Origin of the sequence: Streptomyces sp. NPDC059455 (assembly GCF_042750115.1) — a bacterium.
Taxonomy (GTDB): Bacteria; Actinomycetota; Actinomycetes; order Streptomycetales; family Streptomycetaceae; genus Streptomyces; species Streptomyces endocoffeicus.
Genome location: NZ_JBHYVB010000026.1, coordinates 1 through 24,011, shown reverse-complemented (window position 1 = coordinate 24,011; position 24,011 = coordinate 1). Strand labels below are relative to the sequence as shown.

Annotated in this window: 24 protein-coding genes; 21 read left to right on the top strand and 3 right to left on the bottom strand. The window is 67.6% G+C overall.

Annotation, left to right across the window (positions count from 1 at the left end; all coding sequences use genetic code 11):
* Positions 1–162: 162 nt before the first annotated feature.
* The 21 genes from ACFXB5_RS12280 (at position 163) to ACFXB5_RS12180 (ending at position 19,285) form a co-directional block, all read left to right on the top strand.
* Positions 163–438, top strand: a complete 276-nt coding sequence (locus ACFXB5_RS12280; protein ID WP_385205923.1) for a hypothetical protein — start codon at positions 163–165, stop codon at positions 436–438.
* Positions 435–1,682, top strand: coding sequence for a hypothetical protein (locus ACFXB5_RS12275; RefSeq protein WP_385205920.1), 1,248 nt, complete (start codon positions 435–437; stop codon positions 1,680–1,682). The genes ACFXB5_RS12280 and ACFXB5_RS12275 overlap by 4 nt, the downstream gene beginning before the upstream one ends.
* Before the next feature lie 38 nt (positions 1,683–1,720).
* On the top strand, positions 1,721–2,461 hold the full coding sequence (locus tag ACFXB5_RS12270; protein WP_385205917.1) for a hypothetical protein: 741 nt from the start codon (positions 1,721–1,723) through the stop codon (positions 2,459–2,461).
* Between the two features lie 127 nt (positions 2,462–2,588).
* On the top strand, positions 2,589–3,053 hold the full coding sequence (locus ACFXB5_RS12265) for an IPT/TIG domain-containing protein (RefSeq protein ID WP_385205915.1): 465 nt from the start codon (positions 2,589–2,591) through the stop codon (positions 3,051–3,053).
* 145 nt (positions 3,054–3,198) lie between these two features.
* Positions 3,199–3,756, top strand: coding sequence for a hypothetical protein (locus ACFXB5_RS12260; RefSeq protein ID WP_385205912.1), 558 nt, complete (start codon positions 3,199–3,201; stop codon positions 3,754–3,756).
* 10 nt (positions 3,757–3,766) lie between these two features.
* Complete coding sequence (locus ACFXB5_RS12255) at positions 3,767–4,624, top strand: hypothetical protein (RefSeq protein WP_385205909.1); 858 nt, start codon at positions 3,767–3,769, stop codon at positions 4,622–4,624.
* Positions 4,625–4,642: 18 nt separating this feature from the next.
* Positions 4,643–4,975 carry a hypothetical protein gene (locus ACFXB5_RS12250; RefSeq protein ID WP_385205906.1) on the top strand — a complete coding sequence of 111 codons (333 nt, stop codon included), beginning with the start codon at positions 4,643–4,645 and terminating at the stop codon, positions 4,973–4,975.
* Positions 4,975–5,505 (top strand): hypothetical protein, encoded by a 531-nt coding sequence (locus ACFXB5_RS12245; protein ID WP_385205903.1) that lies wholly within the window; start codon positions 4,975–4,977, stop codon positions 5,503–5,505. Before ACFXB5_RS12250 ends, ACFXB5_RS12245 begins: the two co-directional genes overlap by 1 nt.
* A 40-nt stretch (positions 5,506–5,545) precedes the next feature.
* Positions 5,546–5,821 (top strand): hypothetical protein, encoded by a 276-nt coding sequence (locus ACFXB5_RS12240; RefSeq protein WP_385205900.1) that lies wholly within the window; start codon positions 5,546–5,548, stop codon positions 5,819–5,821.
* 14 nt (positions 5,822–5,835) lie between these two features.
* The gene (locus ACFXB5_RS12235) at positions 5,836–6,246 is read left to right on the top strand and encodes a hypothetical protein (RefSeq protein ID WP_385205897.1); all 411 of its coding nucleotides are present in this window, start codon (positions 5,836–5,838) and stop codon (positions 6,244–6,246) included.
* Between the two features lie 73 nt (positions 6,247–6,319).
* Positions 6,320–7,153, top strand: coding sequence for an IPT/TIG domain-containing protein (locus ACFXB5_RS12230; RefSeq protein ID WP_385205894.1), 834 nt, complete (start codon positions 6,320–6,322; stop codon positions 7,151–7,153).
* 126 nt (positions 7,154–7,279) lie between these two features.
* Positions 7,280–7,804, top strand: coding sequence for a hypothetical protein (locus tag ACFXB5_RS12225; protein ID WP_385205891.1), 525 nt, complete (start codon positions 7,280–7,282; stop codon positions 7,802–7,804).
* A gap of 297 nt (positions 7,805–8,101) precedes the next feature.
* Positions 8,102–12,166, top strand: a complete 4,065-nt coding sequence (locus tag ACFXB5_RS12220) for a hypothetical protein (RefSeq protein WP_385205888.1) — start codon at positions 8,102–8,104, stop codon at positions 12,164–12,166.
* Positions 12,153–13,094, top strand: a complete 942-nt coding sequence (locus ACFXB5_RS12215; RefSeq protein WP_385205885.1) for a hypothetical protein — start codon at positions 12,153–12,155, stop codon at positions 13,092–13,094. Before ACFXB5_RS12220 ends, ACFXB5_RS12215 begins: the two co-directional genes overlap by 14 nt.
* An 80-nt stretch (positions 13,095–13,174) precedes the next feature.
* The gene (locus tag ACFXB5_RS12210; RefSeq protein ID WP_385205883.1) at positions 13,175–14,170 is read left to right on the top strand and encodes a hypothetical protein; all 996 of its coding nucleotides are present in this window, start codon (positions 13,175–13,177) and stop codon (positions 14,168–14,170) included.
* Entirely contained in the window at positions 14,170–15,372 is a 1,203-nt protein-coding gene (locus ACFXB5_RS12205) for a hypothetical protein (RefSeq protein ID WP_385205880.1), read from the top strand. Before ACFXB5_RS12210 ends, ACFXB5_RS12205 begins: the two co-directional genes overlap by 1 nt.
* 42 nt (positions 15,373–15,414) lie before the next feature.
* The gene (locus tag ACFXB5_RS12200) at positions 15,415–16,989 is read left to right on the top strand and encodes a hypothetical protein (RefSeq protein ID WP_385205877.1); all 1,575 of its coding nucleotides are present in this window, start codon (positions 15,415–15,417) and stop codon (positions 16,987–16,989) included.
* Positions 16,986–17,204: a hypothetical protein gene (locus ACFXB5_RS12195; RefSeq protein WP_385205874.1), complete on the top strand. Its 219-nt coding sequence runs from the start codon at positions 16,986–16,988 to the stop codon at positions 17,202–17,204. Before ACFXB5_RS12200 ends, ACFXB5_RS12195 begins: the two co-directional genes overlap by 4 nt.
* A 74-nt stretch (positions 17,205–17,278) precedes the next feature.
* Positions 17,279–17,713: a hypothetical protein gene (locus ACFXB5_RS12190; RefSeq protein WP_385205872.1), complete on the top strand. Its 435-nt coding sequence runs from the start codon at positions 17,279–17,281 to the stop codon at positions 17,711–17,713.
* 76 nt (positions 17,714–17,789) lie between these two features.
* On the top strand, positions 17,790–18,110 hold the full coding sequence (locus ACFXB5_RS12185) for a hypothetical protein (protein WP_385205869.1): 321 nt from the start codon (positions 17,790–17,792) through the stop codon (positions 18,108–18,110).
* Between the two features lie 353 nt (positions 18,111–18,463).
* Positions 18,464–19,285 carry a hypothetical protein gene (locus ACFXB5_RS12180; RefSeq protein ID WP_385205866.1) on the top strand — a complete coding sequence of 274 codons (822 nt, stop codon included), beginning with the start codon at positions 18,464–18,466 and terminating at the stop codon, positions 19,283–19,285.
* A gap of 700 nt (positions 19,286–19,985) precedes the next feature.
* Here ACFXB5_RS12180 and ACFXB5_RS12175 read toward each other — a convergent pair.
* From ACFXB5_RS12175 to ACFXB5_RS12165, 3 genes are all read right to left on the bottom strand, one after another.
* Complete coding sequence (locus ACFXB5_RS12175) at positions 19,986–21,692, bottom strand: hypothetical protein (protein WP_385205863.1); 1,707 nt, start codon at positions 21,690–21,692, stop codon at positions 19,986–19,988.
* 98 nt (positions 21,693–21,790) lie between these two features.
* Positions 21,791–22,915 (bottom strand): DUF2637 domain-containing protein, encoded by a 1,125-nt coding sequence (locus ACFXB5_RS12170; protein ID WP_385205860.1) that lies wholly within the window; start codon positions 22,913–22,915, stop codon positions 21,791–21,793.
* Positions 22,916–23,066: 151 nt separating this feature from the next.
* Entirely contained in the window at positions 23,067–23,906 is an 840-nt protein-coding gene (locus ACFXB5_RS12165) for an ATP-binding protein (RefSeq protein ID WP_385205857.1), read from the bottom strand.
* Positions 23,907–24,011: the final 105 nt, after the last annotated feature.

The following is a 24,011-nucleotide window of genomic DNA, read 5'->3' as shown; positions in this document are numbered from 1 at the left end:
ATGACGCGCTGGTCGACGGGCTGATGGCGTCCGAGATCCTCGAGGCTCAGGTGGAGCGTCTCGCCCCCCGGCCCCCCCCCCCCGCGCAACCCCGGGGGGTGCCCCGGGCCCGGGCCCCCCCCCCCCTCCCACGTACCACCATCACGACGACGGAGGACGCTGGTGATCGAGAAACAACCCATAGGCCTCGCCCAAGAGCTGGACGCCCTCGCGGGCGTTCCCGCAGCTCACCGGGGCCCCCGCTGTAGCGTCGGTGCCCTCCTGAAAGCAGCAGATGCCGACGTGGCCGCATCACTCAGCGCGGTGTTGGAGACGGCCAGCGTCTCCGCCACAGCCATCGCCGAGGCCCTCAGCCGCTACGGCGACCCCGTCACGGCCTACACCGTCAACCGGCACCGGCGGCGAGGGAAGCCCAACGGATGCCGGTGCGAGCGATGACCCTGAACCACGAGCTGCAGTCACTCCTCGAGCCTGCTTCCCATGAGCAGAGCCACCCCACCCAGGCGCAGCGCGCCTACCCGTCCGCGCCGCGCGGCTGGGAGTCCGGCGTGCGCTACGAGCTCGGCGGCACGATGGTCGTCACCGCCCCACCCGCCGACAAGCCGCCTGCGGGAGAGGCCGATTGGTGCGAGCGCGTCGAGGAGATGGGCCTCGCCATCCCAGAGGGTTTCCGCATCCGACTTGTCGAGGCCAAGCACGACCCGGCCGCCTGGCATCGTCACAACCAGGGCGACGACGCTGTCACCCGCGCGGTGTGGCGCTGCCGGTACATCATCGAGCCGGCAGCGCCCGAGTGGATGTCCGCCGGCGATGTCGACGCCCTCGTCCGCGACGCGATGCGCCGCCGCCGGAAGCCGCGCGCGGCCGTCGACACCGCGGAGCGCGCCCTGGTCGTGGTGTACGCCGACGCCCAAGCCGGGAAGGTCGGGCGGGACGGAGGCGCCCCGGAGCTGATCGCCCGGGTCGCTGATCGGTTCCACCGGTTGGACGACCACATACGCGATCTCAAGGCCGTCGGTCGCGCGCCGACCGTCGCCTACTGGGCCGATGCCGGCGACTGCGTCGAGGGTTTCGAGAACACCACGCAGCAGGCGTTTACCAACGACCTGACCTTGACGGAGATGGTCCGCGTCCACCGTCGAGTGACGTTCGAGGGCCTGGATCGGCTCGCCGGGAAGTTCGGCCGCGTTATCGCCGCGACGTGCGGCAGCAACCACGCCCGCGTGCGCCGCGGGAAGGACGCCGTGGGGCCGCCCGCAGACGACTGGGGCATCGAGGTCATGTCCCAGATTGCCGATGCCTACGCCCGCAATCAGGACGCCTACGGGCACGTCTCGTTCGTGATGCCGGAACGGTGGCGGGACACCGTGAGCCTGGACGTCGCCGGGCGCATCGTGGGCCTGGCCCACGGCCACCAGTACCCGCGGCCGGAGAAGGCCAGCGACTGGTGGCGCGGACAGACCTTCGGCCGCCAGCCCGTCGCGGACGCCGACATCCTGATCACGGGCCACTTCCACCACTTCCGCGCCCAGCAGATGGGCAACGGACGGCTGTGGATCCAAGCCCCGACCCTCGACAACGGAAGCGACTGGTACGCCGTCCGCTCCGGAGAGGTCTCAACCTCGGGCCTGTTGGTGTTCAGCGTCAGCCCTGACGGCTGGGACGACCTGCGGATCCTCTGAATGCGACACAAGCCGTTCCGGAGTCCCACGGTCCGGGCATGACTAACAAACCACGGTGGCTACTCACTCAGAACAGCGACATGCGGCGACAGGGCATATGGAACTGGTCCATCCCGGCGTGGGCCGGGGTCCTGCCCGACGGCCGCAACTACAACACGTGCCCCTCGGCCGGAATCTGCGCCCAGCTCTGCTACGCCCGCCAGGGCGCCTACCGGTTCCCCGGCGTCAAGGCGCGGCACGAGGCGAACCTGATGATGGTGCTGGACAATCTGCCTGGCTGGGAAGCGCAGATGACCGAGGAACTCCAGCACCAGCGGTACCAAGACCGCTGGGTCCGCTGCCATGACTCCGGCGACTTCTTCTCCCGGGAGTACACCGAGGCGTGGATGCGCATCATGCGGGCTGCGCCGGGCGTCCGCTTCTACGCGTATACCAAGAGCGTGTCCCTGTTCCGCGAGGTCGTCGAACTGGACCCGCCCGCTAATTTCAAGTGGGTGTACAGCCTCGGCGGCCGCGAGGATCACCTGGTCGACGTGACCATCGAGCGGCACGTTGACATCTTCCCCGACGAGGAGTCCCTCACCGAGGCCGGATACACCTCCCGGGGCGAGGAGGGGTGCCTGGTGTCCGTGCTGGGTCCGCGGAAGGTCGGGATCGCGGCGAACAACATCAAGCACCTCAAGAAGAAGCAGGGCCCCCACCGGTTCAGCGAGCTGCAGCGCGCCCAGGACGCGCGTCGCCGCGGCCCTGGCAAGCAGTTCAGCAGCGGGCGCCCGTAATTGCTGCGAAGTACATCAAGATCGCTCCCGTCCAATTGGGCAAGTGCCCCGCTCCTCAGTAGCGCGCGACCCAAGCGTCCCCCATCCCGCATCTTTCGCCAGCCACTCAACTCCCAGGAAGGACCTCATGGGCCTATACAAGGAAGACGGGACACGCATAAAGAAGTCCACGTTCCCCTCGACCGCCGTCACCGACACCCCCATGCGCGTCACCGAGGACGTGTACGAGACCGTGGCCTACGGGCCTGGTGACGGCCGCCCCGAGGGCTCCCGGCATCACCTGCTCTACCAAGCCGGGACCATCGTCCCGCAGTCCGAGATCGACCGTCTTTTCGCTCCCGCGGCCACGGTCACGACCGTCACCCCATCGACCGGCCCAGCTGCAGGCGGGACCACCGTCACCATCAAGGGCACCCGGCTCGACGGAGTCTCCGCGGTCAGCTTCGGCGCGACCGGGGGCACCGAGCTCAAGGTCATCTCCGCGACCGAGCTGCGGGTCAAGGCGCCCGCTGGTGCGGCCGGTGCCGTCAACGTCGTCGTCGCGGCCGACAGCGGCAACGTCGCCAAAACGGGAGGCTTCACCTACTCCTGACCCCTCACAGCGGAGAGACCTGGGACGGGCCGACCCCGGGGCTCTCCGCTGCTCACTAGGCGACCAGCACAGCGCGCGACACAAGCGTGCGCGGCCGTGCAGGGTGCGCCGACCGCACCACAACCCCCGAGAGGGAGAGCCACCCATGGCAGGCACTGCCCGCACCCGCAAGACCGCCGCGGCCAAGACCACCGCCGAAGCCTCCGCAGCCGGAGCCACGCCGGAGGAGACTGACCCCACCGGGGCCGTCGGCACGGCGGCCACCGAAGAGACCGCCCCGGCCGCCGAGGAGACCCCGACTGCTGCCGACAGCGCTCCGAAGGAACCCGAGGCGGCCCCGCTCGAGCCGCCGGCCGTACAGGAACCCCCGGCGGCCCCCGAGGCACCCGCGTACGCCACCCCGACCGAGGTCATTCCCGACGATGAGAACCTCTCCGAGGTCATTATCGATGACGCGACCAAGCAGCCCCCGGCCGACGTGGACACCGTGTTCGTGCCGCTCACGCCGTACGGCTCCACCCTCGTGTGCACCCAGCGCTTGGTCGAGAAGACGTTTCTCGGACCGCACCGCAACCCCGTCCATCGTCTCCTGCAGCCTGCGGGCGCTCACGTCTCCGAAAGCGTCGCCGCGCGGATCCGGGAACGGCTGGAAGCCCAGGCCGAACGGCTCGCCGCCGAGGCCGACACAACCGCCAAGAGGTAGGGGGCCTCGGGTGTCGACCTACGACTACAGACCTATGTACGGCGGGGCGCGTTGCGATCCCGAACCGGCTGGGGGAAAGGTCACCAGCCTGACTCTCTTCAGCGGCCCGGACCGCACCACGTACGTGGCGGAAGCGGGACCGGCCGCCCGGCTACGCGCCGGGGCGTACCGGTTCACGCTGCCCGACGTGCCACCCGGCCGCTACTGGACCACCGTCGCCTTCACCCCGAGCGAGGGAGCCCAGCCCATCAAGGACGAGTCCGTACACCTGGACTTGCCCCTCGGGCTGGGCCTCGTCACCTCTCCCGAGGCCGTCGCCAAGGAACTCAGCATCTCACTCCCGATCACCGCGGAGCAGCGCGACGACCTGTTGACCGCTATCCGCAAAGCGCAGGCCGACGTCGTCGCCTACCTTGGCCAGCCCGTCATCCCTCAACTCGTCACCCGTACCGCCCTCACCCCGTACTGGCGCCGGGACGGGAACCTTGAGGATCCCGAATCGTGGCCGTTCTCGGCCGATGACCTGGTCCAGGTCTCCGCCTACCGCGCCCGCGGAGATGGCAGCTATGACGTCGACTTCCTCGTCGGCTTCGACGGCGCCGCCAACGAGGTGGTCGTGCGGTATGTGACAACGCACGCCGCAGAGTCCGAGCGGCTCCGCCCCGGCGGAGTCGGCTCCCAGGGGCGCCGCGTGTCCTCCGTCAGCGCGGAGGGACAGTCAATCTCGTACGAGTCGGAACCGATCATTGGCCAAGCCGGCGCGCTGCCCACCCTCGACAGCCTGTCCCGGTGGAAGCGCCGCCTGTTCCAGCCGCTGAACCGGCCCGCCCGGCCGCCGTGGCCGTACTCCTCCAGCCGCGGCCGCTGATGAAGGGAGTTGCTGGCCATGGCTGTTGTTCTGCCGAACGCCATGCTGACGGTGTACGTGCTGGCCCATCCCTGGGCGCGCGACGCTAACGGCGTGCCCGTCCCGCCGAACCCGCACCAGACGCCCCCTCCACGCGGCACCTGGCCCGGGTCGGTCCTCGAGCAGCCCGATGGGTCGTGGACCGTACGGCTCGACCCGCAGACCTGGCCGGTCAAGGAGGGCGACACCATCACCGACGAAACCGGCCGGTCCTGGACGCTGACGAGCACCCGCAACCACAGCGTGCCGGACTGCCCGGATGTCGACTACGTCCAGGCCACCGCCACCCTCAACCCGCCCGAGGCGCGGTGATGGCCAAGTTCACCCCCGCGCAGGGCCTGGAGGAGCAGCTCGCCCGCATGCTGGCCCCCACGGTGCAGCGCATCGCCCACCAGGTTGAGGTTGAGGCGAAGCGACTGGCCCCGCCCACCAAGCGGTGGGTGACCGTCGGCGACAACAAGGTTCGGCCCACCCACGTTGAGGCCCAGGGCCAGGAGGTCCCGGGGAACCTGCGTTTCAAGATCAACTCCATGGACTGGGACATCGAACACCGCGGCGTCGGGGCCCACACATACATGCTCGAGCCCGGTGACGAGAGCTCCCGGGCCGTCGCCAACCTCAAGAACTGCCGCTGCACCACGCACAATGACCCGGGCGGCATCGCCCGGCACATCAACACGGGGCAACCAGTCGTCGCTGGCAAGAAGGTCACGGTCACCGTCTCCGTGCAGGCCCCCATGGTCGTCGTGGCCGAGGTGGGCACCGTCTACCCGGGCAACCTGCGCGCCGACGGCGAACACTTCATGTCCCGCGCGGCCGCCATCGTCGCCGCCCGTCGCTGACGACGCGACACAAGCGGGCCGCACCCGCACAGTGCGCGCCATGGCTACGAACTCCACCACCAAGAAGCCCGCCGCAGACGCCGCGGCGGCAGAGTCCGCCGAAGCCGTCACAGAGACCGCCCCGGCCCGCCCCTCCCACAAGCCGGCCCCGGAAGTCGTCGGCCCCGCCTTGGCCGTCGGTGCCGAACCGATCGCCGTCACGCTCGCGCACCACCACACCATCGACGGCACCGGCTACCCGCCGGGCGCCAAGATCCTCGTCTCCCCGGACTACGCCCACCGCCTGCGCGCCCAGGGCTACGCCACCCAGGCCTGATGAGGAAACTGACCTTGGCAGACGCGGATCCGGTCTCCGCGATCCTCGCCTGGCTGCAGGAACACCCGGAGGCCGCCGACGCACTCGGCGGCCCCGGCCGCGTATCCGGAATCGCAGAGGGCCCCTGGCCGCACCTGCGTATCACCCACGGTCCCGGCGGCGACCTACGGGACCTGCGCTGGGCTATCACGCCGGAGGTGACGCTCGAGGTGTACGGCGACCCGGGCGGCTGGCCCGGACAGGCCGAACTACGGCGGATCCTGCTGCGCTGCGCGACGGCAGCACAGGACCTGGTCGAGGCGCCCTACGTCCCCGGCCAGCCGGTCATCAGCGGCATCAAGCCGTCCGGGCTGCTGGTCTGGTCCCCCCTCATCGACACCCAACCGAGATGGCTGATGAACCTCTCCGTCACGCTGCACCCGTGACGACGCGACGTTAACTATCCCGGCTCTTCATGGTGTCCGCGCCTTAGCACCGGACACCGAGGAGAAGCACGCCATGGCTGGCGAGACCACGGACAACAACGAGATCCTCATCCCTCAGCTCAGCCGCATGTGGCTGGCTCCGATCGGGACCGTCGCCCCGGCCGACGCCATAGTGGCCATGCCCGAGGGCTGGTACACGGTGGGCCTGTTCACGGAGGACTCCCTCAAGTTCAACTCCGAGCCGAACTTCGAGCAGGTCCGCAGTGCCCAGTCCTCGTACCCCACCCGCACATTCCAGACGACCGACGCAGCCACGATCGAGGTGGACCTGCAGCAGTGGTCCGGCCGGAACTTCAAGGCGGTGTACGGCGGCGGCAGCATCACAGTCGTCGCCCCGCAGGCCGGAGGCGCCAAGCACTTCCGGTTCGCCCCGCCCCGTATCGGCGGCCGCACCGAGGTCGCCGCGTGCATGGAGATCATCGACGGTGGCAAGCACTACCGCTACGTCATCCCTCGCACTATGCAGATGGAAGGCGTCTCCAAGGAACTCGCGAAGACCAAGGAGAGCCTCCTGCCGTTGCGCTTGGCCGTCCAGGGCGGCGACGACACTGATGCGTGGTACGTGCTGACCGATGACCCCGCCTTCCAGCCCCCGGCGCCGACGATTCTCACCATCAGTCCGTCCGCCGGCCCGGCCGCGGGCGGCACGGCCGTGACGATCAGCGGCACCGACCTAGGCAACGTGACCGCTGTGCATTTCGGCAGCACCACCGGCACCGGTCTGACCCTCAAGAACGACACCGAGCTGTCGGTCATCAGCCCGGCCGGGACGACCGGCGCGAAGGACGTCGTCCTCGTGTCCGCCAGCGGCAACGCCACCAAGACCGACAGCTTCACCTACGCGTGACCCAAGACTGCGGCCGCCCCTCCTGGGCCTGGGCGGACGCACGCCGCGACACAAGCCGCGCAGTGCTGCCACTGTCCGCGCGCTGCCGAATGGCACCCCCGACTACGCACCGAAGAGGTCAACGCAATGTCGTTCGTCATCGACCTGGACGCCGAGCGCCGCGAGGTTCAGCACCCCGACGGTATCCCCGTGAAATTCCGGGGCGAGCAGTTCATTTTCCCGGCGGAGCTGCCAGCCGCTGCCCTCGACCCGATCCTGTCCGACGAACTGGATCTGGTCGGCCTCCTTGGCGACGTCATCAACTCCGCCGATGGCGACGCCGGCATCAAGGAAGTCGTCGCCGCTCTCTTCCGACGCCCGTACCTGCCGCTCAGATTCCTCGATGCGGTCCGTGAGACGTACGCGATCCTCCTCGAGGACCAGAACGAGGAGTTCCTCAAGCGGAAGCCATCCGTGCCGGACTACGTCCGCCTGACGACCGGCCTGGCCAAGGTCTACGGGGTTGAGCTGGGAAAGCTCTTTCGGTCGGCCGACTCCTCCGAGAGCGATGGAGCGACGTCGAGTCCGACCTCTCCCGATTCCACCGAATCGACGCCCGCCGCATCTGGCTTCGCCCCGGACAACCTGGATTCCTTGGTCTCCGGCGACTGATCTCCCTCGTCGACGGCCTGCCAGACGACTCCCGGGTCCGTTCAGCCCCCATCGGCGGCTGGACCAAGCTCCTCGAGCTCCTGGCGCTGATCACCGAAGAAATCGGGCTCCTGGCCGCAGACAAACGGCGCGAGGAGCCAACCACCATCGTTCGCCCGCCGCGCTCCGGCACTACAACGCGCAGCGGCCCCGGCATCCCGGCCCGGCCGCAGCAGCCTATGCCGGAATCGCAGGCGCCCCGCATGACCGGCCACAAACAGATGCTCATAGCGGCCATGCAGAGAGGAATGGTCCGAAGTGGCTGCTGAGAGTCTGCAGGCCGGTCGCCTCGACGTGCCGGTTCTCGCTGACCTTTCAGGGTTCGCGCAGCGGTTGCGCACGGCAGTCGAGACGGCCGCCGAGGGCTTGGCTGCCAAGGTCAAAGTCAAGGTCGACTCCAAGGGCCTTCGTCGACGGCTCAAGGACGCGGTCAAGGAGGCGTCCAAGGGCGTCACCGCGAAGATCCGCGTCGAGATCGACGAAGACCGGTTCCGTGCCTCCCTCGATGGCATCCGTCGTCGCGTCGACGACTCCGACCTGAACCTCCCCCTCAGGCCAGACGGGGAGGGCGACCGCCCCGGCGGTGGCCTCCTCGCACGGCTCCGCGGGATGATCAGCGGCGCTCAAGGGGAAGCCGACCGCAATCCGGTCAACGTTCCGGTGACCATGCGGATGCCGGGCCGCGGCCGCGGCCGTCTGCGCTCGCTCGGCATCGGGGCGATCGTCTCGCTGCTACAGCCCGCAGTCGCCCTCATCGGCCAGTACGGCGCAGGGCTGACCGCGCTCGTCTCCGCGGCCACGCCCGCGGTCGGTGTTCTCGGCGCGATACCCGGGCTGATCGCCGCAGCGGGCACCGCGGCGATCGGCACGAAGATCGCGTTCAGCGGGTTCGGTGACGCCGTCAAGGAATCGATCAAGGCGCAGCAGATGCTCGCCTCCGACGGCAAGGTCACAGAGGCGCAGCAGCAGAAGCTCGACGAGGCGATGGGGAAGCTCTCCAAGTCGGCTCGTAAGTCGGTCTCGGCGGTCTCCTCGCTGCAAACGGCGTGGAGCAAGGTCCGCATGACCGTCAGCGAGCGGTTTTTCGGCAAAGTCGCCGACGACATCAAACCCCTTGCTAAGTCGGTGTTCCCGCTCCTCAAGGATGCCCTGGGCGATTCCGCTTCCCAGATGGGGTCCCTTGCTGAGCGCGGCGCGAAGTTCATGCAGACCGGCGTCTTCCGCACGGACTTCAAGACGATCGCGGGCACCAACTCCCGTGTCGTCGGCAACCTCACCGACGGCTTGGCCAACATGGGCCACGCCACCATGGACTTCCTGGTGGCCTCTGGGCCGTTCGCCGAGCGGGTCGGACAGGCTGGCGAGAAGTTCACCCAATGGGTCCGAGCCTCTGTGTCAGCAGGTCGGGAGACCGGCAGCCTCGCCAAGTTCCTTGACCACGCAGGGGACAAGGCCGCCCAGCTCGGTCGGACGACCGGCAGTCTGGTCAAGGGGCTCGGCGGTGTCGGCAAGGCCGCCATGGACACCGGCAACGCGCTCCTCGACGGCCTTGAGGGCAGTATGCAGCGCTTTGACCGCTGGGCCAACTCTGGCGCTGGCCAGAAGGCCATGAAGCAATTCTTCAGCGACGCGGCTCCCGCATTCCATGAGGCCAATCTGCTCTTCGGGGACCTGATGCGCGGTCTCGGCCGGTCGATGAAGGACGGCGGCATCACAGATCTGGTGCGGCAGATCCGCACCGAGCTGATGCCAGCGCTCGGTACGTTCTTCAACGCCCTCGGTCAGACCGTCGGGCCCGCGATCATCAGCGTCATCTCGAACATCGCCACGGCGATCGGGAACCTGTCATCGTCCGGCTCCGGGCTCGGCGTACTACTCATGGCCTTCAACGGCCTGCTGCAGGTCTTCAACGGGATCATGGGCGTCATCCCCGGCGCGAACGCCGTCCTGGCTACCTTCCTGGGCACGATGCTTGCCCTCAAGATCGTCAGCGGCGTCGCCAATGTGCTTCGTTCCTTCAGCGGGTCCGTCCTGGCTGCGGGTACCTCCGTGCGCACGCTTGGCACAACCATGCGCGGGACCATGGGCGCCGGTGTGCTGGGGCCGCAGATCAGCTTGTGGCAGCGTATGGGGCTCGCCTACCAGGGCGCTGCCGCACAGGGTGGTCGTCTGACCGGCACTCTCCGCGGGATCGGCGCGGCGAATCGCGTCGCGTCGCGAGCCATCGGCGGAGTCACCTCCGCTCTCGGTGGTCCCCTCGGCGTCGCGCTGGCCGGCATCACCATCGGGCTCGGGCTGCTCGCCTCACGGCAGGAGGAGGCGGCCCGCGCCACCCAGGCCCATCAGGAACGCGTAAGAGCACTGACCGACGCCCTGACCGCGTCCGGCGGCGCGATCGACGCCAACGTGAGGGCGCAGGCCGCGCAGCTCCTCCAGGACACGGAGCTTGCCAACGGCAAAGGCAAGCTCGTGAACATGGTCCGCAAGGCCGGCGTCAGCCTCGGCGACCTCACGAACGCCTACCTCGGGCAAGGCACCTCCCTCGGAGAGCTGCAGAAGAAGCTCCAGGAGACGGCCGACGCACACGAGGTATGGGTCACCACCGCCCAGGGCGCCGCCCAGTCCTGGGACGACGAGGGGCTCGCCGCGATCCGCGCAAAGGACGCCATCGGCACGGTGAAGGGCGAGCTGGAGGACAGCCAGAAGAAGCACCGGGAACTCGCCAACGCCATCAACAACTCCGGTACCACCGGCACCACCGCATACGACCGCCTCCAGTCCGCAGTGCAGACGTTCAGCGACAAGACGAAGTCGGCGGACGAACGCGTCGACGCCCTCAAACGGGCGCTTGAGGCCCTGAACGGCAACACTCAGAGCTTCCACGACGCAGAAGCCCAGCTCAACGCCGTGATGCTCCAGATCGATGACACCATGCGGTCGAACATCTCCCACGCCGACGGCTGGGGAAGGTCTCTTGTCGCCAACGACGGGTTGGTAAACACCTCGACCAAGAACGGACAAGCCCTTAACACCCAGCTCACCGAGCTGCGCGACTCCATGCTCGCTGTCGCCACCAAGAGCCAAGAAGCCGCAGAGCAGGGGCTTATGCCCATGTCGGAGGCGATGGACAAGAGCCAGGCCGCCATGGACCGGGCACGCGCCAAGGCGATCCAGCTTGCCACGGACATGGGTATCCCCAAGGCCCAAGCGAAAGCCCTGGCCGATCAGATGGGCCTGGTACCAGAGACCATCTCCACGCTGATGATCACGCAGGGCATTCCGCAGGCCACCGCCGAGTTCCTGAGCCTGCGGAGCACGCTGGAATCCATCAAGCCGGGCAAGTCGATCCAGGTCAAGGCTCCAACGCTCGAGGCCCGCAACCAGATCGAAGCCCTTGGTTTCACTGTGACCCGCCTGCAGGGGAGCAAGAACGTCGTCATCACCGCGCCTACCAAAGGCGCACGCATCAACGTGGCGGCCCTGGCACAGGACATCGCGAACGCGCCGAACAAGAAGAACGTCACGGTCAACGCGATCGTACGGAAGGCGGCTGGCGAACTCAAGGGGGTCCAAGAGAAGGTCGTCGGCCTACCCAAGGGCAAGTCCATCGAGGTCAAGGCGCCGACGAAGACGGCCCAGTCGGCGCTGAAAGACCTCGGGTACAAGATCAAGACGGTGGATGGCTCCCACGGCAAAACGGTGCGGATCACTGCCCCGACCAGGACACCCATTCAGCAGGTGCAGGCGATCCAAGGCAAGATCAACACTCTCACCGGCAAGACGGTCACAGTCACCGTCAAGTACAACTCCGTCGGCAAGCCCTACGTGGTCTCGGGCCACGCAGACGGCGGCATCGTCCGGTACGCAGATGGCGGCATTCACCGTTTTGGCGCGACTGTCGGGGCCCGCATCAAGGCCTTCGCCAACGGCGCTGAGCAGCACATCGCGCAGATCGCTCGGGCCGGCGAGATGCGGCTGTGGGCGGAGCCGGAAACATACCCGGGCGAGGCGTACATCCCTCTCGCTCCGTCCAAACGGAAGCGCTCTGCGGCCATCCTCGATTGGGTCGCCCAGTACTTCGGCGGAACCGTCGTCTACCCCGAGAAGGCGTTGTCCCGATTCGCCAACGGCGCCGTGTCACTGAGCCGGAGCATCAGCTTGAGCAGAACCAGGGCGACCGCCGTGCCGGCCGCCGCGGCGCTTGTGGGCGGCGACCTGAATCTGACCATGACCAGCGCGCCGATGACCCCGAGCGAGGCCCTGGGCGACGCGTTGTTTGAATTGCGTCGAATCCGCCGAGGAGGCGCATATGCCGCTGGCTGAAGGTGAGTGGAATCTGTCGTACAGCGCCAACGGGGTGCACCCGGGCGCCAACTTCACATTCGGCTCTGTGGCGTCGGGCTGCTACCTGATCGAGCCGTACGAGATCACGTACGCGGATGTCGACGCCGGCGACGTCCCCATGCCGCGCGAGGACGGGGCCCGGCTCGGCGAGGACTACCGCGGGCAGTCGACCATCACGTTCGAGTTGGGGGTCGACACCGTATCCGACGCCCCGAGCCGGCTCGGTCGGCATGCGGCGAACCTCGACGCCGTGTCGGCCACGCTGCAGGCGTGGGACGCCGAGGCGGTCCGAAAGCGATTCGCGACACCGGCTGTCCTACGGACCGTCCAGGGCGGGCGCGCGCGCCGCTTCTACGGCCGCCCCCGCAAATACGCCCCAGCGGCCTCCCCACTCACCCGGCAGGGATACACCCCTGCGGTTGCGACGTTCGTGTGCATCGACTCCACGGCCTACTCCGATACCGAGCAGACCATCCGCGTGGACATGGCTCCCCCACCACACCGCGGGCTCATCGGCCCGCTGACGACGCCGCTGTCCATGACCGGCGCCGGAGCTACCAAGGTCCCCGGTGAAGCCATCATGATGGGAACCAAACCCACCTGGCCCGTCATCACCTTCTACGGGCCCGTTTCCAAACCCGCGTGCGAGGTCATCGGCGGCTGGAAGGTGTCCCTGGATCTGACCCTGTCCGCCGGGCAGCGCGTCACGATCGATACTCGCCCATGGGCGCGCACAGTTCTCCGTAACGGCTCCGCGTCAGTGGCCGGCTCTCTGACCCGCTCGTCCCCCCGAATGAAGGACATGCGCCTTCCCCCCGGCCGCCACGACTTTGTACTGCGCGGTACCGACAGCACCGGCACGTCGTACATGACGATCGCCTGGCGCGGCGCCTGGGCCTACCTATGACCCGGGGGGACAGCGCGCGACGTTAGCGCTTCTCACGGGTCAGCCTCCGCTCTCCATCAAGCCCAGTGGAGGGTACAGACATGTGGGATTCAGTGCCCTGGTTCGTCGAGGGCGGCGCCGAGCACAGCTCCGAAGTCGCCCGCCTCTTGGCGTACGCGGCGTTCGCCGGCGCCGAGGGCATCATCGGCAATAGCGACCTGCAGGTGCGAGCACTCAGCAGTCCAGGCGCCGCGGTGCAGATCACCACCGGCGCGTGCGCCATCCTCAACAAGGCCATGGGCGGCAAGTACCAGGCCTACGCGGCACGCCTGCCGTCAGCGGACCAGATCAGCATCGCAGCCACCGGCGCCAGCGCACGGTCCGACCTGATCATCGCCAGGATCGAGAATCCGTACAGCTACGGCGAGACGTGGAACCAGCCCTCCGACCCGGCGGTGGGCCCCTACGTCTTCACTCGGGTGGTCTCCGGCGTGCCAAAGACGACGACTCGAGTCAAACAGGTGCGCTCAGGGGACAGCGCGATCGCTCTCGCCAGAATCGACATCCCGCCCAACACCAACAGCATCACCCAGAGCATGATCAAGGACCTCCGGGAGATGGCGAACCCGCGTCGGCGGCGAGTGGTGCGCGCGCTGCGTGGTGTGTGGACCAGCCCCGATGAGGTTGGAAACACGGTGTACCCGAATTGGGAAGAATTTCCAAATGGGGCGCGCTGGGGCATCGACGTTCCCGCCTGGGCGACCTCGGCCACGATCATCGCGACGTGGGCCGGACTCGACCAGCGCAATGCCAAAGACTCGTATGGGCACTTGCGTGCTGTGCTTGGGAGCCTGGCCACCCCGATCACCAACTACAACTGCGACTGGGCCGGCACACACCAGCGCTTCACCTTCGTAGGTGGCGGCACAGTCACGATTCCGGCATCCATGCGCGGCAACACCTACGACGTCGTCCTCGAGGGTTGCCGCGCCGAAGACGCGAGCCTCGGCACCGGCGTCTTGGAGGCCGACGGCGGCGCCAGCATCTTCATGGACATCGAGTTCGTCGAAGACCCAAGCGAGGACGGCGAGACCTGATGGACGGCTGGCGATTCATCGCCCAACGCGCACTGCCCGAGCAGATCTTGGACTGGGATGTGCCCTTCGCTTTGACGTCCAACCCGAAGCGGGATCTCAGCGGCCCTGGCTCCATGACGGGGACCATCACCCCTGAGTACGCGCGCATGATCGGGTCGGACGGGGTGCCTCTCCTGCAGGAGTGGGGCACCAAGCTGTTCTTGGAAATCAACGGCCACATCAGGTGGGGCGGCATTGTCACCAAGACGTCCTTCGACGGGCCGCAGTACACCGTCGCCTGTGAAGGTCTCTCTTCCTACCCCCACGGCATTCCCTACGAGGGTTACATCATCTCGGGGAAGAAGATCGTCCCGAAGGACCCGTACGCCGGCAAGGACAAGAACCACGACGGGTACATCGACGGCTCGAAGCCGAAGAAAAAGGTCCCACCACCGCCGAAGCCGTACGGCGGACCTCGAATCGATGTCTATGAGGCGTTCCGCCACGTCTGGTGGCATGTGCAGTCACGGCCGTACGGAGACATCGGGATCAAGGTCGACACCCACGACCTGGGCGATCTCCTGGGCGCCGCGAACGGTGATGACCCCTGGGAACTGGCGTGGTGGGACAACCCGGACTGCGGGCAGGCCCTCGATACTCTGACGAGCACCACCCCGTTCGACTGGACCGAAGAGCACGCCTGGGCCGAGGAGAGCGGCAACGCCATCACACACCGCATCCGCCTCGGGAAGCCGCGCCTCGGCCGGAAGCGGACGGACCTGAGATTCGCCGATGGCGAGAACATCGCGGCCATCGCACGCCCCGAGGGTATGGGCGATGACTACGCCAACGAGGCCGTGGTGCTGGGCAAGGGCGAAGGCAAGAAGATGAAACGCGCCCAGGTACACCGGTACGAGTCCGGACGCCTCCGCCGCGTCGCCACCGTCACCGACAAGACCCTCTCCTCGGACAAAGCTCTCCGCACCCGCGGAGAGCAGGAACTAGCCGGCCGTACTCAGGCCCTGCAGATTCCCGCCATCCAAATCTGGGACCACCCGAACGCACGCTTCGGGAGCTGGAGCCTCGGTGACGACATCCGCGTCCAGGTCGATGTGCCGTGGGTCGGCTACGTCGATGTGTGGCACCGGATCATCGGGGACGAGATCAGCGCCGACGGCACCTGCACCCTCACCCTGAAGCGCAGCGACTCCTTCCACTACTGAGCACGCGACGTAAGCCGTAGGCGCCGCTCACCATCCACGGCCATGGTGAACTTCCTGGATGACCGAACGCAGGCCAAGCGCCTGGCTCAGGTGCTTGACGGCCTGGACCGGCGCCTGCAAGCGCTCGAACGCAGTACCCAGGTCGGATACACGAGCATCGAGGGCGGCGGGTCCCTTGACATCTACGACGAAGACGGCGTCCTCAAGGGCTCGGTCGGCGTCCAACCGGACGGCGGTGTCGCCCTTGTTCCGGTCAACTCGACCCCGCCCCCTATCCCGACTGCCCCGGCCGTTGAGTCTGTGCTCGCCGGGCTCCTCGTGGGGTGGGACGGCGAATGGGACGACGCCTACGCCACCCCGTCCGACTTCTCTCTCATTCAGGTCCACGTCGGGTCAGCCGCCGACTTCGTGCCGACCGTGACCACTCAGGTCGCCACAATCACCGCACCGCTCGGTGGGACCGTGACCGTCGCGGTCGAGGGCTACGCTCCCGTGTGGGTCCGCCTGGTGGCCGCGAACACCGCCGCGTTCACCGGCCAAGCGAGTGGCGCCGTCCAGGGGACGCCCCGGCAGGCCGTTCCGGGGGACCTGATCGACGGCATTGTCACGGACATCAAGATCGCAGAGAATGCCGTAACCGAAGCGAAGATCGCGCTCGGCGCAGTCACTGCTCCGAAGCTCCTGGCAGAGTCCGTCACCACCGAGAAACTTGTGGCGCTCGCAGTTACGGCGGAGAAGATCGCTGCTTGGGCTATCACCACGGACAAGCTCTCTGCGTTGGCTGTGACGGCCGACAAGCTGGATGTGAACAGCGTGACTGCCACAAAGATCGCGGCGGGCGCGATCGAGGCCACCCACATCAAGGCCGGCTCCATCACAGCGGACAAACTTTCCGCCGACGCCATCAACGGCGCGGTCGTAACCGGCGCCATTGTGCAGACAGCGGCCAGCGGACGGCGCCTTGTCCTCAATCCCTCTCAGCCAGCCCTGGAGATCTTTTCGGGCTCATCGTCAGAGGTTGACCCTGGCCGTGTCCGTGCCGACGTCCTCAACGTGGGCGCCTGGCTCCAACCCGAGGTCCTCGTCGAGTCTCCTCTAGTCGGCAGCGCACGAGCCACCATGACGCTACGGTCGCCGGAGCCCAACGGCCGTGGTTGGGCCCGTCTGGAGCCGTCAAACCAGCTTGACGGACACGCGCACATCACCGTCCAGAACGGCGGCCCCAATGATGAGGCCGAGGTCATGTTGTACGGGGCCCAAGGAAGCAAAGTCGGCAGCAGCTCTCACTCGGTGGCCATCCGCGGTAGCGGCATCACCATCTACGGTGGCTCTCGCCAGGTCACGATCACCGAGGGGGTACTGGAGGCGCCGAACATCGCGCACGGCACCGTGAACATCGTTCCCACCCCCGGCAAACCGACCCCCTTGACCGTCACGGGCCTGAGCATCGCCGGCAAAGCGCCGTTCCGGGCACAGGTGACCCCCATAACCCAGGTCCCTGGCACCACAGTGACTGGCGTCAGCGCGAGCGGGATCACCGCAACCGGCCTCACTGTCTGGGTCACACGCACAAACGATACGCAGACCACTCTTCATTGGCTGGTGATTGGCTCATGACACTCATCAACGAGGAGACGCCCTTCCCCGAGACTCCGCGCTACGCGATCTGCCGAACCGAGGACTGCCCGAATCGCGGAGTTGCCTTCCTGGTGACCTTGTATGTCCTCGCTCCGGGCGTCATATCGGCCTGCCAGTGCGGCATCTGCGGTCAACTCATCACGGATCTGGAACAGGAACCCGCGACGCAAAAGGACTCAATCGCCACTGTGTGAGGCGTGAAGCTGCGGGCCCTGCGGCCCTGGCTCTCCTTATTTCCCTTGACCACCGGATCGATGAGGAGGTGCCCGTGAACTGGCTCCTGTCGCTGGCGCCTGTCCTGACTCCACTCTGCGGCATGGTCGGAGTGCTCGGCGGTGCGTGGCTCGTACATCGTCAGTCCAAACGGAAGATCGACGCCGACGCGGCCATCGCAGAGTCGCAGACCTTCATTACAGCCGTGACGACGGTGACCGAGGGATTCACTGGTCTCCTGGAGCAACAGCGTGCCGTTAACGCTCAGACCCTTGAGCGCGTGACGACCTTGGAAGCGAAACAGACCGAGCTGGAACGGAAGGTCGAGACGCTGCAGGAGGAACAGCGGCAGTGGCGTCGCTGGAAGGCCGCGGCTGTCGAGTACATCCACCAGCTCCGCGCCCTCGTCGTCAAAGTCTACGAGCGTCCCGCCCCGGCTCCGCCTCGGGAAATCGCGGAGGATCTGGGCAGCGACGGACCGGGAGCCTAAGCCAGGACGCGACGTAAGGCACCGCCGGAGCGCACAGTCCGCCCGCTACGCAATCTCGTATGAAGGGCTGAACCTCATGACAACGTTCGAATCCCTCGCGACCGGCGCCCAGGTCGGCACGGTGCTCCCGCTGCTCACCGCAATCGTGCAGCGCCCGGCCTGGTCGGCGAAGTGGAAGAAGATCGTCGCGGTCGTGGCCGCGCTCATCGCCGGCACCGTCACCGTGGCGGCGGACGGAGGCTGGGACCAGTTCCAGCACGGCAAGCTCACCGGCGCAACGATCCTCGGTGTACTGGCGGCCTCCCAGACTAGCTACGACCTCGTGTGGAAGCCCAGCAAGCTCGCCCCGCTGATCGAGGCCTTCACCACCAAGGGGACGCCTCAGCAGGCTGGATAAGGGCCGCAGCGCCCGTTCGGCTCTCCACCAGCGGGTACCATCGGCAGCGAGGTGGCCGTACCGCTGCCGCGAAGAACGCGTTTGAGATTCCGGCCAGGTCTAGTGGCGTAAGACATGCCTTCGCCTTTTCGAGGTGTGGTGTGTTCCTCCGCCCGTGGTGGCCTGGCAGCTCGGGATCGAGTAACCGGGTGCGTGTAGAGGCCCGGGGCCGGGGAGCGGTTGCTCCTGCGATGATCCGGCACACGCTGTTCGCGACCGCGCCCAGTGCGGCCACCTCGCCCCTGTTCCAGCAGGCACAGCACGACCCAACGGCCCGAGAGCACGGGTCACGCCCGAAGTGGAGGAACACACCCATGGCTGATGCGAAGCGGGTCACGGCCGAGCTCAAGCGCTTGTCCGAGATGAGCCCGGATGCGTTCATGGGCACGGTCGTCGAGTACGTCATGGGCGGCACGGACAAGCGCGCTCCGCGGGACGTCCAGGGTGAGGCGCTCGGTTCCCCTCAGCTTGCCCCGCGTACGCTCGAGGCACTAGAGACAGCCATCCGACGGGCAAAGACCTTCAACCCCCGCCGCGAGGGCGAGACCAAGCGGGAGCAGCAGGCCCGCGTCGCTCCGTGGCGGGAGCGCATCAAAGCCGCGACCGGGCCGATTCAGGACGTCGTCGACGACCTGGCGCACGAACATGCCAAGGCTCTGGCTGCCCTCGACGACGACGCGTTCATCCAGCGGTGGACGGCGTTCATCCTCGACGAGCCGGCCCCCGCACCGACATCCCCGCGGGTTGAAGCACTCGCATTCCGCTCACCGAGCGTAGCCAGCCGCGGAGCGCTCATCTGCCAGCGGATGCTTGAGGAACCGGCCCGCTTCCTGCCCGCGCCGGAGCCCGGCGAGAGCCGCAACGCTCGAGAGCGGCGTATCACGAACTTCCGTCGGCGCGTGGAGTCCGAGGCTCGGTTCCTGCGCTACTCCACCCAGTATGCGGAGGCTCGCCAGGGCCGGATGCCGCCCGAGCCGAACGTCCGGCTGCAGGCGCTGCGCCTCCTGGGCCAGGCGCACCCCGAGGAGCTGATGCAGCTTCTGCGCCAGGTGCGCGGCGAGGAGCGCGACGAAACCGCTGCGGCGCGCCGCGACCGCCGTGACATCCGCCGGGCCGCCCGGCCGGGCGCGCGGTAAGGCGCGCCACCAGCCGACCGTCCACCACTACAGGGCGCGCCAGATGGCGCGCCCTTCGCTGTATCCGCGCGCGACTGCAGGCGCGGGAACGGCGCGGTCGTTGGCGCGTCTCAAGATCGTCAGCGCGCGCTCGAGCAGCTCCCCGCTTCACAGGGCGCGCGCCCTCGAGCGGTCAGCGCACGTGCGCGTGCCACGTCGATCGGGGCATTCGCGCCAAGGGTCGGGACGTGCGCGGCATGGCCAAATGGAAACGCGCGGCTCTCAGACGCCCGGCGCGCTCTCCAAAAGCACAGGTCAAAGAGTGCATGCGCGTGTCCAGCCGAGGGCGCACCCCGCGGCGGCGCGCATACGCGAGGAGCGCTAGGGGGCCGAGCCGGGCGCGCGACGTCTGGAAAGCGCGCCGCGCCCTCCGGTCCGGCTGCGCGCCTGCGCCGCGTTCCATGGCGCGCCCCGGCTGGCACGCAGCCCGGTACGGGATGGGCGCGCCCTGCCTTGAGGCGCGCCTGGACGCGCGCGGGCCGGGCGCGAAGGAACGGCGCGGGCATGAGCGGAGAAGAGGGAACGGGCACACGCTCACCGTGCGGCGCGCGGGAGTCTCGGGCCGCTCCGGGCCCGCCGCCGCGCTGAGATGAGGTGATGCGGGCGGTAGGACCAGTCTCCCCGCTGGAGGGCGTCCGAGGGAACCCGGACCCGCGTCACCTCACTGCCCGGCGGGCGCGCCGTCGAAGTAGGCGGCAAACTTCCGCCGAATCTGGGTGTCCGGCATCTGCGCGCTCCGGTAAGTGGCAGCGAGTTCGGTCTGCCCTTCCTTCTCGAGCTGGGCAATGAGCTCGGGACGCTGCGCCCGGAGGTAGTCCCGGAGCACGGTCATAGGCGGGTCACCGTCCTCGGAGACCGACCCAAGATGCTCACCTACAGTGAGCATCTTCAACCGGGCTTGGACGTCTGCCTCCTCGTACAGGGCCTTCTTGGCGATGGCCTGCTTCCGGTCCGGCGGCGGCTTCCGGGTTCGTCCGCCGGCCACGAAGTCGGCAAGTCGTTGCCTGCCCTCGTCGGCTGCGGTCGGGACGTCCTGCGGCTCCTCGGCCGCACTGGTCTCCTCCGGGGACTCGTCCAGCGACGGCTCTTCGGCCTGCGGGTCCGGCGGCGGGGGCGTGCCGCTCTCTTCCGGCGGGGCTGGCTCGTCCTGCAGCGGGTTTGAGTCCTGGGGCTGGGGCGGTGCTTCGTGGTGCTCGTCTGCCTGCCTAGGCTGTTCACCAGTCCTGTACTCGTCCTGTCGCTGTCCTCCGCTGGTCCCCTGTGTGGCCGCGGCCTCGACCTGCTCGATGGAACGTGTAATCAGCACATCTGCGTTCATGGTTCCCAGACTCGTGCGGGTGGTGATTCGCTGGAGGGTGCGGGACCCCCATTCCTCGCGCACGCCCCGCAGCGCGGCTATGGGGTCCTCTTGGTCCTGCAGGGCCGTGGCAATGATGTCGACCGCCTTGGAACTGCTCAGACCAGGCTGTTGCCCTCCCTGTTGAGGGCCTTGCACCGGCCCCTGCTGGCTGTACTCAGCCACCTGGATCTGCTCCCCCAGGTAGGCCTCCGGCCGCGGCTCGATGACGGTCCGGTTCTCGGCCGCATCTTCGTAGCCGAGTCGTCGCAGCAGGTGGTCCACGCCCTCGTACCGGTAGGTCCATCCCGGCCGGATCGTCCAGTGCTTGGGCATGGTGTGCAGGCCAGTCACGTACGCCTCGCCGAGCGCGTGAAACTCCACGACGGCGTCAACGGCCGCCTTGATGTTCTTCTCGGCTTTGATCCGGCGGGTGGTGTGCTGGGTGGGCTTGTCATTCTCGAAAGCGGTGACGATTTCCTGGCGTGCGATCAGCAGAGTGGGGCCATTGTGCCGACGCAAGAGCCACAGCATCTCGCCCCATCGATCCTTGGCCAGGTTCCACAGGTCACGGTCCTCGTCGGCGTACGGATCGTCAAGGCGGAGTGCACGGTTTCCGTTGGAATGGGCTCTGCGCTCAGCCCGCTTGCGGTTGACGTGGGCGACTTCGTCGGTTAGGAGATCCCACACGGAGGAGACATCGTCGATGACAATCATGTTCCGCTTGCCGTCCTCGGCGGGGGCCTGCGAGATCGCCCATCGGATCGCGTCGAGGATGTCCCTGAAGGATCCGTCGTGCGGAACGATCTCGTACCGGGCTCCCTCGATCTGGCCGTAGTAGTCGGCGGTGCCGGAGATCCCCCCGACCTGCAGCCAGTAGGCCATTCCGATCAGGTCGGACCCGGTGCCCACAGCGGCTTCGTGGCCCTTGCCAGTTTTCTCAGGCCCGGCGAGCAGGATGATCGGCGGGTTGGGGCGGCCGGTCGGTTTGCGGGACCTGCGCTCGCGCTGGGGCGTGGTGATACCAGGCATCTGGGTGTTCCTTCGTTCGTGGTTTCCCGGGTTGCTCTCCCGCGGAGGATGCGACGGCGAAGGCCTTAGCCTCTCACTGTTGACATCGGCTTACTATTCTACCCACCGGTCGAACCACTCACTGCCTGCGTCAGTGCACGGCCGAACGCGGCGAAGACGTCGTCAACAGTGGCCCCCTGCGGCAGGCTGACGCCCTTCTCCTCGGCGTAGGTCTTCATGAGGCGGGCACGAACCTTGCGTCCATTGCCATCACTCTGGCCAAGGACGTGCGCGATCTCAGCGCCGGTCAGCGGCCCATTGAAGGCCTCCCGGCTTCCGGTGTCGATGGCCCGCTTGATGATCTCGTACAGCTCATCCTCAGTGCTCCACTTCGGGACGTTCATCGACTCACGCCTTTTCACGACGGGCGCCTTGGGGGCCGGAGCGGCAGCGAGCACGTCCGGTACCTCGGCTGGCGCGGCCAACGGCAGCAAGATGCCCATGGGCTCGATGCCCGCCGCGCGGAGACCGGTGGGTGCCGTCTCGGCGAGCGGGATGCCGGCGCGGACGAGTTGGAGCGGCAGCAGCGATTCCACTGGCGCCTTGCGCCGCCACATCCGCCCGAACCGGGACTGGAGCTGCGCCCGGTAGACGAGTCGTTCCTGCTCGAGCTCGAGGACCTCGTCGTACGAGCTCAACTCCCATAGCTTCATGCGACGCCACAGCAGGAATGTAGGCAGCGGCGATAGGTACCAGCGGGCCCACCGGATCGTGTCCATCCGACGGCGTCGGCCGGTGACGGCACCGATCCGGACGGCGTAGATGTGCGCGGCGATCTCGGAGACGCCAACCCAGAGTAGAGACGTGGCACCATGCGCGACCTTCGCCCCCAAGGAGTGTCCAGCGGCTACGTTCAACGCGCACGTGATCAAGCTAAGGAACCAGGGAACGAGCCGCACCCAGGCGAGCGGCATGCCCATCCGGATCAGGAAGAGATTCGCCCCGGTGAACATAGGGATGGCCGAGTCGATGGCCGTGGGAAGGACCCACGGTTCGTCGAAGTCCCAGGACGCGGCGGCTGCCGATACCGCGTCGAACGATGCGTAGAAGCCCAGGCCGCCGACCGCGGCTCCGCCGATCGCGGTGAGGCCAGCGCCCCACCGCTCCCAGCGGCTCAGGGGCGGCACGTCCAGGCCGTTGGTTGACCTGCTGCCCTCGCAGGCGCGGCTGAACGGCAGCTTCAAGACACTTTTCCTCTCATTCGGGTCCCCGGTCGGCTTATGCTCATCGCCTTCCGGATCGGCTAAACGATTTAGCGCCCTTCACCTCGCAATGCCCTGGTCAAGGCTGACCCTCATCAGCAGTTCGGGCATACAGAGCGATTCGGCGTTCGGGTCACCAGTCGAGCGGCTTCGTCGGCTTCCGACGGTCCGGGCCCACCACCTTCGCCACGTGCGCCGAGGCCTCGAGCCGGGACAGCAACCGCTCCCCCAGGATGTCGACCACGCCCATCGCAGGACTGCCGGACTGCCTGCGGCTGCGCAGGTTCGTGGTGTACGCCGTGGGCCGCCCGGCCGAGATCCGGGCGTCGATCAGGTCGATGGTCTCTCGCCGCGCGAACTCGGTTGCGGTCATATCCATCTCGCCGCACAGCTCGTCAAGGATCAGCAGGTCGCACTCGACGAACTTCTTGCGGACCTCCCACGCCTTCATGTTGTGTGGCGCGGAGTCCGGGCGCCGCCACGTCAGGTAGGTAGCGTGCTTGACGAAGAGGGCGCCGAGCCCTGCCAGGACTGCCTCATTCCCCAGCGCACAGGCCCCGGCAGTCTTCCCGCTGCCAATGGGGCCCGGGATGATCATGTTAAGCGTGTCAGGTCGGGCCCCGGACCGCTTCGCCTCCACCAGCGAGTTGACCCAGTTCTGCAGCGTCTGCGGCTTCTGGTTCGCATCGAGCTTGAGCGGACCGGTGAAGAAGCGAAACGGCAGATACTCCTGGTGGGCCGCATCTTCGATGCTCTTTTTCCACGCGACGCGTCGGGCGCGGCCCTTCGGCACTGCGATCTTGTCCCAGACTTCGCCTTCCGACGTGTCAGTACGGCGGTCGGGCACGCCAAGTTGGGACATGTCGGCGCCGCCACGACGCATGACCTCAAACATGTGGTCGGTCACGGCGCCGCAGCGATTGAGACCACGGTCGGGACCGGGGACCGCCGGAGCGTCCACCGTGAAGGGCATCGAGGTCACATGTCGGCGACGGCCCAAATCCCCACTTTCCGACGAAAGCTGTCGCCGTAATTCCCCACCCCGTTGACGGCCGATTCCCCAGGGGGACGCCCGTCA

Coding starts and splice junctions, on each gene's coding strand:
- ACFXB5_RS12275 (WP_385205920.1), top strand. CDS start 435: ATGACCCTGAACCACGAGCTGCAGTCACTCCTCGAGCCTGCTTCCCAT.
- ACFXB5_RS12270 (WP_385205917.1), top strand. CDS start 1,721: ATGACTAACAAACCACGGTGGCTACTCACTCAGAACAGCGACATGCGG.
- ACFXB5_RS12265 (WP_385205915.1), top strand. CDS start 2,589: ATGGGCCTATACAAGGAAGACGGGACACGCATAAAGAAGTCCACGTTC.
- ACFXB5_RS12260 (WP_385205912.1), top strand. CDS start 3,199: ATGGCAGGCACTGCCCGCACCCGCAAGACCGCCGCGGCCAAGACCACC.
- ACFXB5_RS12250 (WP_385205906.1), top strand. CDS start 4,643: ATGGCTGTTGTTCTGCCGAACGCCATGCTGACGGTGTACGTGCTGGCC.
- ACFXB5_RS12245 (WP_385205903.1), top strand. CDS start 4,975: ATGGCCAAGTTCACCCCCGCGCAGGGCCTGGAGGAGCAGCTCGCCCGC.
- ACFXB5_RS12240 (WP_385205900.1), top strand. CDS start 5,546: ATGGCTACGAACTCCACCACCAAGAAGCCCGCCGCAGACGCCGCGGCG.
- ACFXB5_RS12230 (WP_385205894.1), top strand. CDS start 6,320: ATGGCTGGCGAGACCACGGACAACAACGAGATCCTCATCCCTCAGCTC.
- ACFXB5_RS12225 (WP_385205891.1), top strand. CDS start 7,280: ATGTCGTTCGTCATCGACCTGGACGCCGAGCGCCGCGAGGTTCAGCAC.
- ACFXB5_RS12215 (WP_385205885.1), top strand. CDS start 12,153: ATGCCGCTGGCTGAAGGTGAGTGGAATCTGTCGTACAGCGCCAACGGG.
- ACFXB5_RS12210 (WP_385205883.1), top strand. CDS start 13,175: ATGTGGGATTCAGTGCCCTGGTTCGTCGAGGGCGGCGCCGAGCACAGC.
- ACFXB5_RS12205 (WP_385205880.1), top strand. CDS start 14,170: ATGGACGGCTGGCGATTCATCGCCCAACGCGCACTGCCCGAGCAGATC.
- ACFXB5_RS12200 (WP_385205877.1), top strand. CDS start 15,415: ATGGTGAACTTCCTGGATGACCGAACGCAGGCCAAGCGCCTGGCTCAG.
- ACFXB5_RS12195 (WP_385205874.1), top strand. CDS start 16,986: ATGACACTCATCAACGAGGAGACGCCCTTCCCCGAGACTCCGCGCTAC.
- ACFXB5_RS12185 (WP_385205869.1), top strand. CDS start 17,790: ATGACAACGTTCGAATCCCTCGCGACCGGCGCCCAGGTCGGCACGGTG.
- ACFXB5_RS12180 (WP_385205866.1), top strand. CDS start 18,464: ATGGCTGATGCGAAGCGGGTCACGGCCGAGCTCAAGCGCTTGTCCGAG.
- ACFXB5_RS12175 (WP_385205863.1), bottom strand. CDS start 21,692: ATGCCTGGTATCACCACGCCCCAGCGCGAGCGCAGGTCCCGCAAACCG.
- ACFXB5_RS12165 (WP_385205857.1), bottom strand. CDS start 23,906: ATGCCCTTCACGGTGGACGCTCCGGCGGTCCCCGGTCCCGACCGTGGT.